Here is a 12,228-nt window from a genome sequence, read left to right on the forward strand (position 1 = left end):
CTGATGAACACATGTTCAATGTCCCGGAACACGTGTTTTCACTCTAAAGCCTTTGTCCGGAAATTTGGGTTACATCCGGACTAAAATATTTTCATGTTTTATTAATTTTCAGGGGCGGGAGGTTCATCTGACTCGCCGGGGTCCGGTGTTCCAGTGCCTGCTGACTGGCGCATCAGTGTCATACCACCCTGCATCAACAGGTTTTTTAACCTGGGATCTTTTTGCTCTGCCACCCCAACAGCAAACGCCAATGCCGCCGCTTCCAGTGGGTTGCGGGTAATCAGTGAGCGCAATACGTCAACAGGCGATGAGGAGCCGGTGCCCGACTGACGATCCTCGGAATTGCGCAGGGTTCTGGCGGGGCGGGTCATGCGATAGAAGAAAAAAGCCAACAGACACAGGCAGGCAAGCCCTACGATGGCCAGTGCGCCCGGCTTGCCCACCAAAGGGGCAAGAGCCAGGGCGGCGGCATTGACCAACAGATAAAAGCCTGTGATCAACAACGCTGTTAAAAGCACCAAACCCAAAACCACCGCGATAATCGCAGCGACAGCCTTGCGAATGGCACTCTGGATGGCTGCAGAATCAGGCAACATCAGCGATCAAGCATTTTGCCTACAACAATACCTGCGAGGAACATAAGAATAATACTGAGAAACGGCCGCTCCTCAATCTTGTGTTCCACGCTTTCGACACCTTGTGAGCCGGCTTCTGTAGCACGCGCCAGAGCCGCATCACCCCGCTTGCGGAGCTGATCCAGCACTGCACGGGTCTCCCGGCTGATCTCATCCTTCAGGTGATTAGCACTGGATTTCTGGCTGTCAGTTACAGTTTTGGTCAGTGATGCCAGGTCTTCGCGCAGAAGCTGAAGATCCTCTTTAACTCGAGCATAATCATCGTTTGCTGTTTGTTTTTCCATGAGCTATCTCCTGTTTGGTTCCAGACTCTCTTGGTAACGGCGCCGAAAATGCACCGCTCAAAAACACTCTAGCACAGGACTCGACAATCGTAACTGTACATTCAACCCGCAGACAACCAGACGCTACAACTCCGGCACTGCCCTGCCCGGTTCATCATCACGCACCCGCAAAAAGCTCGCAAACCGTGGCAACCCGGTCGCTGTCTGGCCATAGTACTTGAACGTAATACGAGTCCCCGGGGGCGGTGGCCGGGCCCGCTGCGCATCACTGAAACCGGTTCCGATGCGGAAGCGACGACCGTTCGGCAGCTCCACCTGCAGCGCGCCCATCATCCCCTGCAGGCGCCCTTTCCCCGCAATGTGTTTAACCACAACCGCCTCGGCATCTTCAAAGGTTTTCACTTTCAGTAAATCATCTGAGCGCCCTGCGGTGTACCGGCTCTTACGCCGTTTCAGCATCAGGCCTTCCCCTCCCTGAGCAACCGTCGTGTCCAGTTCGTCCATCAGGGCAGCATGAGACGTCACCGGTTTCTGCCTCACCAGTTCGAGGTAATCAGAATCCGTTTGTGTCAACAGGGTTTGCAGGTACCCATAACGCTCATGGAAGGGTCCGGGGCCAGGCAAATCAAAGACATAAAACCGGATTTCCCGCCATTCACTGGCCTCTGGCACACGCTTGCGTACCGCTCCGGACAACTCCGCAAAGCGCTGCCGTCCCATCCAAAGCTCGCCATCCAGCCTGACCTTCGGAAAATCTTCTATAAACCAGTCCGGTGCTCTGTAAACATGCCCGTTGCGGGATAAAAGCCGATCGCCATCCCAGTAGGCCCTCACGCCGTCCAGCTTCTCACTGACCCAGTAATGCTTCAGCACCACGCCTTTGTGGTACGTGTTGGCCAGAGGCACCGGCGGCGGACTGGCTTCGCTGATGCGGCCGAGCGTGACCAGAAGCAGCAAAGCAATCAAAGCCAGCCGGTGTCTGAGCCCATGTATTCGTTGCAGGCATTGCCTCCCGTTATCCAGCGTCATCTGTAAACTCCATGGTTCAATACAAACTGCGCGGAATCCGGAATCCGGACAGCAGTTCCTGGGTAAACGGGTTGGTGTTGCTGGCCGCATGCAGGCGGTAACGCATGTCACCGTCATCTACCTGAAAACGCACATCCACAGCACTGCGGCTGACTCCGGTCAGGTCGGCTTTATCAAGAAGACGGAACAGCGCCCAGGGGCCACGCTCAGAAATACTCCGCGGGGAGCGGTTAACCTGCACCGGCACCAGAGTAATGCGGCTTTCAACCGCTTCCCTGAGTGTATTGGGCCACACCAACGGAATACTCTGGCCCGGGCCATGGCTGAACTCCACCAGCTGGCCATCCAGGTTCACCACACTGCGGCGCTTGTTGGAAGACAGATGCAGTGGCTCCAGTGCAAACTCCACATCAAGCGTACCACTGCGGGTGAAATACGCCTTACGAATTTTTTCGGCAGCATCCAGTGATGCCAGCACGTCACGACGCACCAGCCCGGCCCGGCGGGCATCGCCTACCTGCTCCGGATGGTCTTCGAGAAACAGCTTGAGATTTTCCCGGTAGAAGCTGTCCAATACACCTTCCGGCGCGAAGAACCGCTCAAAGTCCTGTAAGGCAACATCGCGGCCGGCGTTGGTGTTAAACGGATAATGCCGGACCAGGTTTTGCTGAAACGGCTGATACACCTCCCGATACCATTCCCGCTCTAATTGCGCCACAGCCTGATCCAGCAAGACCCGCCAGCTTTCTGTCGCCAACCGGTCCAGTAGCCGGTTCACCGGCTCCGGCTGATGCCCTGCCATCCGCTGCAAGGTGAAGATAGGATCAGCGCCCTGGAGCCCCATTCTGGCCCTGGCGGCATTAAGGGCAGCCTTACCCTTATCGGGTGCCTCCTGAATGCTACGCATGTATTCGTGCAGATCATTCACCACACCCATGATCTGCTCCAATTCGCTGGGCTGATTCCCGCTCTTTTCAGACAGCTGGTTAAGGTCGGCAAACTGACGCTCTATGTTTTGCAGCATAGTGAAATGAGGCGACTTTTCCAGCAATGCCCGTGCCGCTGCAGTCTCCCCCTCAGCGGCAGGTATCAGTTGTGTGTTCCGGCGCACCTGCCCGAGAAACTGTGCCAGGGGCGCATGGCCACTGGTCAGGCTTTCCAGCACCCGAACCCCGTGATTCACATCATCAAACGTCTGGATATCTACCCGGCTCAGGGCGGTACGCCAGGCGTTGCTGTAATGCTTCGCATAGAGAGTCTGCAAACCTGCCTGTAACTCCGCCTCATCGGCTTTGCTGAAGTCAACGTTATCCCGGCGCCCCAATACCCAGGCATCCACCAGCGCCAGTTCGGTGACGGCACCCGACTTACGAAGGAACCACTGCTCCAGCCCTTCCCGGGTCAGCAGGGCCGGAATTTGCAGAGGACTGGACTCCCGGGATGCACCCACCTGTTCTCCTGACGGCTCCCCATGCTCATCTATTTGCACAAACACATTACTGAATGCCGGGCCAGAGCTACGCGCCAGGTCATTGGGCTGGCCAAACTCACGGCTGGCCTCAGTCTCCAGGCCACGGTACACACGCTCGGGCGTCGGCATTCGCCCCAGCTCGCGTTGCGACCACTGGACACTGCTTTTGAAAGGTGCCAGTGCCATATCTGCGGTTGCATCGCCGCTACGGGCCTGCCTGGCCAGATCCGTGTGAGCCATGGCGTAATCAAGATGTGCCATAAGCTTCTTCTGCACATCGCGGCGGCCGGGGAATGCCCGCTGCCAGAACTCACTCATGTAGGTGGTGACAATATCCGCACGCCGGCCACTGGCATCGTAGAGCATCCGTAAAACACGCAGGTGCCCAAGGCGCTCCGGGCTGTTATCCGGCGCCTGACTCATTTCCTCCATCACCCCGAACATCAGTGCCGGCAGGTACTGATAAGCCAGCATATCAAGGTAAGAAGCCTCCACCTCCGGCCCTATTTTATGCCCTTTGTAGAGCCCCATATCAGCAATCAGTAACCACTGTTTGCGATGATCTCCAAACGCCAGAGTCGCTTCACGCAACTCATCCAGAGGCTCAAGCAGATTGCGCCCCGTGATATCCGGTTCAAAGCCAACCGGATGCCAGTTGTCGATAAAATTCTGTACGCGGGTCTCAACGGCAGCAGCGGCTTCGGCATTTTTGATGAAATAATGCTGCCAGCCAGCCGTAATCCCCACTCCGGCACACAGGGCTGCAACGCCTGCAAGAACCACCCGGCGCTGACGGTTGCGGACAACCCGCCGGTTATCCCCGGCCAGCCCGGCTTCTGGATAAACAATCTCCGGGAACAATGACTGGGTGAAAATACTGGCTGAGAGCTCCGGGCGCTGGGCCGGCTGTGTCGGGCCAGACACCTGATAATGACTGGCAGCAGCGGATACAAAGGCATCATCCGGCACACCTTCCTGCAAAACGGAAGTGAAGTAGGCACCCCGGACCCGCGCCGGTGTCGAAAAAGCATCAGCTGATAAAAGACTGCTCAGGAAGCTCTCAAGTACTGGCTTCATGCCCGCCAGCTGACGGGTAAACGAGTACGCAGCCGCCCTGTCTTCAGAACTCCTGGTGCTGATCAGTATGTCCGGCAGGCGACCGTTCAGTCGGGCAACCATTTCGCTGTAGCGACCGGAAAATTCGTTCAGCCACTCATCGTTATCCAGCTGGCCCTCCACAGAGAAGGTAAACCCGAGTGCCTGCTCCTTCTCTTGTTTGCTGAACGTCCGCACAAACGGTCCGAAGCCATAAAGCAAATCCATTTTGGTGAAGCACACATACACGGGCAGGCGCGAACCTGTCTGCGTCATTAATTCCCGCAAACGCGTGCGTAGCACTATGGCCATGGCTTCACGCTCGTCCTCACCCGCGGTGCTCAGCTGCGCCAGGTCTACGGCCAATACCACACCATTAAGCGGGCGTTGCGGACGGTTGCGTTCAAGCCACTGGATAAAGTGGTCCCAGAGCCGCCGCTGTATCTCCCCGGCCGTGTCCTGGCTCTGGCTGAGCAGCTCACCGTCCGGGTCGATCAGAATCGCATTATCCCCAATCCACCAGTCAAGGTTGAAAGGATTGCGGTCTGCACGATGGTTGCGGGTTACATTTGTCAGGGTGTAAGTCTGTCCGGAGCGCTGGATAAGGCTGGTTTTTCCTGCATCCTCCAGCCCCATTACCAGATACCAGGGCAGACGGTACACTCCACGACGCCCCGGAAGGCTGCTTTTAAGCAGCGCAAGCTGACGGTCCAACAGCCGCTGTTGCCGGCGCTCCATGGGCAGGACCGGGTCTTCCTGCTCTTTTTCCTCTTCCACTCTGGCGGCATTGACCTTACCCAGACGCCGGGCCAGCGCCAGGCCCCAGATCATGACAACCAGTAACACAACGCCCAGAGTGACCAGTGCCCGCATCTGCCAGGATACCAGCGGAAATTCGCCGTTTATTTCCCACCTCGGCCCGAGCCACCAGGTGGCGGCCAGCAAGACAATCACGCCCAGCGCCAGAGTGACCGGAGCTGCACTTCGAACGTATGGTAAAAGCCTGCGACCGATGAGTAATACTTTTCTCCACATGGTGTCCATTCCTGCTGTTTATCCGTGATGAGGTAGCCAGGCCTTCAGGCCAGTCGTTCAAGTTGTTTCAGTAAAGCCGGTTCCCAGTTTTCTATCGCCAGGCCGCCTATCTGCTGCCGCAGGTCCTGAACCTGCCGGGCAGCGAGGCCGGCCAGACCGGCGTCTTTCATCAGCCGTACCGATGTCAGGCGCCAGTAAAACTGTTCACGGGGTTCCCGGGCTCCCGCAAGACCGTCTTCAAGCAGCTGCATTCCCGTCGCCAGGCCTTTCCGGGTCATCAGCTCCCTGGCCGAGTCATAAGCCTGCTCCCAGGGGCTGGCACTGCTGCTCAAGGGTCCAGGCGTGTGAGCCGGCGCGGACCAGAGCCACTCCTGCGTATCCGGAGACAGAAACGGGGTGCCATCGTTAAAGGTCAGATCCGCCAGCTTTGGCAACCGCTCGATGAACTCAGAAACGGCGGTGCGAATGGCGTCGGCACAGGCATCAAAGCCCAAGGCAGTGGCCACAGCGGCACTGAGCTGGTGCCCCTCAAACCAGAACGGGCTGACCGACAGGCTTTGCTCTATACGCTGCCATAATGCAGAGTCCGGTGACTTCTCCAGAGCTTCCCGGTATTCCGCAATACGGTCTGTACTCACCGCAGCCAGGTCTGAGCGCTTGCCATCCCGGACAGGGGGGACAGAGGTAATGTTTTGCCAGATGGCATAACGCCGGAGCTGATAACCCAGTGGCCGGTCGGGTTCAGCGGTGGTCAGCATCTCTGCCACCTTCAGCAGGCTCTGGCGGGTAGCACGTTCATTGCCCGGGTCCAGTATCAGATCACCCAGCGACTGTGCGGTGGCCGGACTCGAAGATACCTGGCTGGTCCTTTCTTTTTCCGCCCGGGAAGACCGGGGTTCCTTACCTGGCTCTGAGTTCGAATCTGACACTGTGTCAGAACCGGCATCCTGTGCCTGTGGCAGTTTATCGACGGCACGCGAGAGATCCTCGAGCACTTCGATGGGCAATTCCTGCTGCTGCGCCTGCGCCCGCAGTCGGTCCAGCACCTCCAGGCAAAAGCTGCGGCCATCCCCCAGACTGGCATCAAAAGACACTCCCTCCACAGCTTTGCAGGCGCGCTGGAGTATCTGGGTAAACAGCATTTTTCGCGCGCGTTTGCCCTTATCACCGGGATATGGCCAGCCGCTGTCCCACCAGACTTCCTGTACAGAGCTCAGCAGATAAAGCGAAAGAGCAAAACGCTCGCCGTCGCCACCGCGCTGCAGTGCAAGCAGAAGAAAGCCCAGAACCTTCAGATCTTTGCTGCGGGCCGACAGAATTTTCAGGGCCTCATGTTCCACCCGCCCCCAGTCAATATCAGCATGGTTCAGTGAGCCGATTTTCATGATTTCACTCTCCAGGAAATCAAGATCGGCATCTTCTTCCAGTCTGGGGCCCACAGCCGATTCACCGTCCAGCGGTGTCACAATCTGTTCAACGTAGGGATGCTGTTCAATCACCTGCATATTGCTGTCCTTGCGTCCTCGCTGGCTGGTTACCAGCCACAACGTTCACGAAGCGGTCGAATGGCACTGTTAAACCCTGTCAGATCGAATAACAAGCCGTCGATGCGACTGTTTTCGGCGTAAATACGAAGGTCTGTTTCCAGTGCGATCATTTTTACGGCACGGATGGCGGGCAGCCCACGCCCGATGCTGAGTACATAGCCCTCATCACGCACCCGCCAGGCCCTTGTGGCCGCGGTTTTATCCACTCCAAGCCCCAGTTCCAGCCGCTCGACGTCCAATGGCTCAGGCAGCATCAGGGCCAGTTCTGTAATGTTGTTGTGGCATTGCAGCGCCAGTAATGGCCGCGGCGGCTGTGCTCCCAGCGCCGGCACGGTAACCAGCAGGCCGGCCGCTCGCCCGGTGTCGCGGTATACTGCGGCGCCGGCAACTGCTTCACTGCCGACCTGCTTATACGCCGCATTCCAGCGCCCGGAACGGACCGCTGCAGTTCGTAAGCCTTCCTCCAACCCGGTGTTTGATGGCGATTCTGCCAGTGGCGTGCCAAAGACCTCATCAAAACAAGCCAGCCGCTCCAGACGCCGGGTTTCTCTGGTGCACTCCCGGGCCTGTTCCAGTAATCCCGCCTGCGCCGGCACAGACACGGTCATCAGGATTAAAAGGCTTATGTTGCCGACAAGCACCAGAGAAAAGGCGCGAAAACCTGCGGGTAGCTTCTGCCATTTCATACTTGGGTTACCTGATACTTTAAACACTTGTGGGCCAGGGTGCGTTTCGGCAGGCCTAGGCTGTCAGCGGCCTGGGCGCGGTTACCGCCATACTGACGCAAACGCTCCCGGATAACCGCGGCTTCAAAGGCCTGGGCAGCGGCTTTGAGGTCCCGGATTTCTTCAGTGCCGGAGCCGGCGGCGGCTTCCGTGCTATACCACTCAGCGCCGGGGGCTTGCGCAGTGCATGGGTCGGCAAACACATCCGTAAGCCGGAGCACGTCTGGCTGAATGTCATCCCCGGCCGGGGTCTGCAAGCACGCCAGCTCGACGATGTTGCGCAGTTCCCGGGCATTGCCCGGAAAATCGTAAGTGGCCAGCAGTTTCAGAGCGTGGCTGCTGATCCCTGAGGGCCCGGCCCCTTCGCGCGCTCTGTACAGGCGGATAAAGTGGCGGCTGAGGGGTTCGAGATCGTCCAGGCGTTCCCGCAGCGGTGTTATCTGCAGTGGGAACTGGCTCAAACGGTAGAACAGATCCCGGCGAAAGTTGCTGTCTTCGATGCTTTGGCGCAGGGGCTGATGGGTGGCCGCGACCAGCCGGAAGTCGGAGTGCTGTTCTTTTTGTGCCCCAAGGGGACGAAACTGGCGGCTTTCCAGCACTCGCAAGAGTTTGGATTGCAGCGCCATGGGCATATCGCCAATTTCGTCCAGGAACAGAGTGCCGCCATTGGCCTGGGCCAGAAGCCCTTCTTTAGCCTGGTCGGCGCCGGAGAAGGCGCCTTTAGTGTGGCCAAAGAGTTCGCTCTCCAGCAGGCTGTCCGGAATGGCGGCGCAGTTGACCACGACCATGGGGCCGTCGGCACGATCGGACAATTCGTGAATGCCTGTGGCCACTACGTCTTTGCCGCAGCCGGTCTCCCCCTGAATCAGTACCGACAGCTGACTGCCCGCAGCCCGGACTATCTGGGCGCGCAGCCGGGTCATGACGTCTGAGGTGCCAACGAGCGTATTGGCCAGAGTCTGGCTCTGTTTACGGACGGTTTCTGCGTCGTGCAGGGTGTCCAGGGATCGCTTGAGCAGGCGACGCTGCCAGACCTGGTCACGGCTCTGTAGCTGGGCGACCCATTGGTGTGTAAGCAACTGCAGCAGACCCAGATACAGAGGCTGGCCCACTATGCCGCTCCAGTCCGGTGCATTACGGCAGAGCACAAGTATGCCCAGGGTTCGACCATCATTTCCGCGCAGGGGTTCGAGCCACAGGGACTCGGGGCGTTTGCTGGCTTCGATGAGGTTCTGGAAGCCCGGGTGGTCCAGTCGGTGGCTTGCAGCCCGTGTGAGTTCGCGGGCTTTGCCGGTTTGCAGCAGGTGGGCGAAGGGGTGGCTGAAGTCGCCGCAATCGAATTCACCTTCCCCGGGCAGGGCACTGCAATGCAGGGTGCGGCCGCTGAGGTCGAGTTCGAGTGCCCAGCAGTGGGTCAGGCCGAAGGTAGTTTCCAGCTGTGTTGTGGCGGTTTTCAGCAAATCCGGCAGTGTGGGCTGGTGCGTCAGTGCGATAGCCAGTTCTATGCCGGTGTGCAGTTCCATCTGCATCCGTCCCATTCTTTATTCCCTTTTAATTCAGTTTCCCCGACCGCTCAGTAAGCTGTCCGGCCTCCCGCACACCACGGGGTTGAGCTTTCCAAAACACGCCGTGGATACGTCCCTGTAGGCTCCGCTCCGCCATCCATGGCTCCGCAGGGTTTTGGAAAGCTCAACCCCGTGGTGCGCTACGACTCTGGGAGCCTCAGCGCTAAGCCACTGTTCCAGTGAATTTATTGTCCTCGACAGCAAGTGTGACCTTGGTTACCGGCTCTTTTGCAGCGAGTTTCTCCAGCAACACCAGTGAGATCGGCGGCAACAACTCACCTTCAATGATCGATTCCAGCATACGTGCGCCGTTTTCGCTTCTTGTGGCGCGACTTCTTATGGCGTCTACCAGGCCTTCTTCCATCACTACTTCTGTGTGGTAACGGTCGCCGATTTGCCGGGCCAGGCGTTGCAGTTTGTCGCCAACGATGCGGTTGAGGGTGTCTTCGCCCAGTGGCAGGTAGGGCACCACTTCCATTCTTGCCAGCAACGCGGGTTTGAAGAAGTCGGCCAGTTCCGGGTACAGGGCTTCTTCGATTTTCTCCGGTTCCTCGGCGTGGCTGACGATGGTCTGGTAGCCGAGGTTGGAGGTGAGGAAGAAGACGACGTTTTTGCAGTCGATCAACCGGCCTTCGCCGTCTGCCAGTTCGCCTTTGTCGAAGGCCTGGTAGAACAGGTTGAGGACTTCCGGGTGGGCTTTTTCGACTTCGTCCAGCAGTACCACGGAATACGGCTTCTGACGGATGGCTTCGGTGAGGATGCCGCCTTCGCCATAGCCAACGTAGCCCGGGGGTGAGCCGATCAGGCGGGAGACGGTGTGTTTCTCCTGGTATTCGGACATGTTGATGGTGGTGAGGAACTGGCGGCCGCCATAGAGCAGTTCGGCCAGTTGGACCACGGTTTCGGTTTTGCCTACGCCGCTGGGGCCGACCAGCAAAAAAGCGCCCATGGGTCGGCCGGGGCGGCGGAGGTCGGCGCGGGCAGTGAGCAGGTGCTGGTGCAGGCAGTCGATGGCGGTGTCCTGGCCTTTGATGTGGGCTTGCAGGTACGCCGGCAAGTGGGTGATCTTTTCCAGTTCGTCGGTGGTCATGCTGTTGACGGGGATGCCGGTCCAGTCGGCGATGACTTCGGCAATCTGGCGGGCGTCTACCCGGGCGTGTACCAGGGGTTCATCGGCTTGCAGCTCGGCCAGTTCCTGTTCCAGGGCAGCGGCTTCGCTTTGCAGGCTGGGGTGTTCTTCCGGGCCGGGCTGTTCTGGCTGGGCCTGGGTGCTGGCTTGGGTGCCAGATTCGGTATCAGCTTCGTCTTGTGCAATGGCTTCCTGAACATCCGCTGGACTGAGTAGTTGTTCACGGATTTCTACAAGGCGAGCGACCAGTTCACGCTGGGCGTTCCAACGCTCTTCCAGTTCGGCGGCCTGTTCGTTCAGTTCGGCGATGCGCTGTTCCAGTTCGGCTTCCCGGTCTGTATCGACGCTCTGGCCGAGGGTGTGTTCCCGGTTCAGCAGTTCCTGCTCCATGGAGAGCTGGTGCAACTCGCTGCGCACGTGGCTGAGCTGGCGCGGTGGCGTGCTCAGGTTGAGGCTGACCCGGGCGCAGGCGGTGTCCAGTACGTCGATGGCTTTGTCCGGGAGCTGTCGGCCTGCCAGGTAGCGGGCGGACATTTCGGAGGCGGCTTTCAGGGCGCTGTCGGCAATGAGGACCTGATGGGCGTTTTCATAAACGGTGCGCAGGCCGCGGAGAATGTGTACCGCCTGTGCCGGGCTGGGCTCATCCAGGGCGACCGGTTGAAAGCGACGACTGAGGGCCGGGTCTTTTTCGAAGTATTTTTTGTACTCGCGCCAGGTGGTGGCTGCGATGGTGCGCAGTTCGCCACGGGCCAGGGCGGGTTTGAGCAGGTTGGCCGCGTCGGAGCCGCCTTCGCTGTTGCCGGCACCGATCAGGGTGTGGGCTTCGTCGATAAACAGGATGATGGGGGTGGCTGAGGCTTTTACCGCTTCGATCACGCCTTTTAAGCGCTTTTCGAACTCGCCTTTTACCGAGGCACCCGCTTGCAGTGCGCCCATGTCGAGAGTCCAGAGCTCTACGGTGTGCAGGCGCTCGGGCACTTCGCCGTTCACAGTGCGCAGGGCCAGGCCTTCCACGATGGCACTTTTGCCCACGCCGGCATCGCCCACGACAATGGGGTTGTTTTTGCGGCGACGGCAGAGGATGTCGATCATCTGGTCGATTTCTTCATCCCGGCACACCACCGGGTCCAGTTTTCCGCCACGGGCCAGAGCGGTGAAGTCGGTGGCGTAGCGTTTGAGCGGGTCCATATCCGCTTCGGCCTGGGGCGCGCCTGCCTCGCCCTGTGCCATGTCCGGGCGCTCGGTGGAGCCTGCAGTCATAGTGTCGAACTGGCGGCGCAGGTGTTCGCGGTTGATGTCCCGGAGTTGTTGGCTGACCTGGGGCATGAGGTAGCGATCGGCGTTCATCAGCAGGGCCAGGAAGATGGCACCGGAGCGCAGATCCCGATGCTCCAGCTCGGTGGAGGCCAACAGCCAGGCGTCCTGCAGCAGGTCAATCAGCAGCGGCGAGAACGACGGATAAGGCTCTGCAGTGTGCAGCTCGCCGTTCAGACTTTCGCCCACAATGGGCTGGAATTCCTGATGGTTAATACCCGCCTGTTCCAGTATCTGGCGCACGTCGGAAAACGGCGTTTCCAGAAGTTTGAACAGCAGGTGGGCCGGGGTGATTTCTGCCCCCTGACGGCTGATGCACAGGGCCGCGGAAGCTTCCAGGCTATTGCGGCAAATGTCGTTGAGGCGCCCGATGAGCGCCGGCAGTTCTACCCGAATCAC

8 protein-coding genes are annotated in these 12,228 nt (G+C 59.0%); all 8 read right to left on the reverse strand.

Translation table 11 applies throughout. The features are described from left to right. Positions 1–101: 101 nt before the first annotated feature. The 8 genes from FFI95_RS02205 to tssH all read right to left on the reverse strand — a co-directional run bounded on the left by FFI95_RS02205 (position 102) and on the right by tssH (position 12,228). On the reverse strand, positions 102–596 hold the full coding sequence (locus FFI95_RS02205) for a hypothetical protein (RefSeq protein ID WP_144820714.1): 495 nt from the start codon (positions 594–596) through the stop codon (positions 102–104). Then, positions 596–919 carry an ElaB/YgaM/YqjD family protein gene (locus FFI95_RS02210; RefSeq protein ID WP_144820716.1) on the reverse strand — a complete coding sequence of 108 codons (324 nt, stop codon included), beginning with the start codon at positions 917–919 and terminating at the stop codon, positions 596–598. Before FFI95_RS02210 ends, FFI95_RS02205 begins: the two co-directional genes overlap by 1 nt. 123 nt (positions 920–1,042) lie before the next feature. Beyond that, positions 1,043–1,948: a DNA ligase gene (locus FFI95_RS02215; RefSeq protein ID WP_144820718.1), complete on the reverse strand. Its 906-nt coding sequence runs from the start codon at positions 1,946–1,948 to the stop codon at positions 1,043–1,045. Positions 1,949–1,964: 16 nt separating this feature from the next. Next, positions 1,965–5,558: a type VI secretion system membrane subunit TssM gene (gene tssM / locus FFI95_RS02220; protein WP_144820719.1), complete on the reverse strand. Its 3,594-nt coding sequence runs from the start codon at positions 5,556–5,558 to the stop codon at positions 1,965–1,967. A 35-nt stretch (positions 5,559–5,593) separates the two neighbouring features. Further along, positions 5,594–7,054, reverse strand: a complete 1,461-nt coding sequence (gene tssA / locus FFI95_RS02225) for a type VI secretion system protein TssA (RefSeq protein ID WP_144820721.1) — start codon at positions 7,052–7,054, stop codon at positions 5,594–5,596. 29 nt (positions 7,055–7,083) lie between these two features. Beyond that, a complete protein-coding gene (gene vasI, locus FFI95_RS02230) occupies positions 7,084–7,782 on the reverse strand; it encodes a type VI secretion system-associated protein VasI (protein ID WP_144820723.1) in 699 nt (232 codons plus the stop codon). Continuing rightward, on the reverse strand, positions 7,779–9,350 hold the full coding sequence (locus FFI95_RS02235; RefSeq protein ID WP_144821420.1) for a sigma-54-dependent Fis family transcriptional regulator: 1,572 nt from the start codon (positions 9,348–9,350) through the stop codon (positions 7,779–7,781). The genes vasI and FFI95_RS02235 overlap by 4 nt, the downstream gene beginning before the upstream one ends. A gap of 199 nt (positions 9,351–9,549) precedes the next feature. Next, entirely contained in the window at positions 9,550–12,228 is a 2,679-nt protein-coding gene (tssH, locus tag FFI95_RS02240) for a type VI secretion system ATPase TssH (RefSeq protein ID WP_186311950.1), read from the reverse strand.

It is taken from the genome of Marinobacter piscis, assembly GCF_007671655.1.
GTDB classification, from domain to species: domain Bacteria; phylum Pseudomonadota; class Gammaproteobacteria; order Pseudomonadales; family Oleiphilaceae; genus Marinobacter; species Marinobacter piscensis.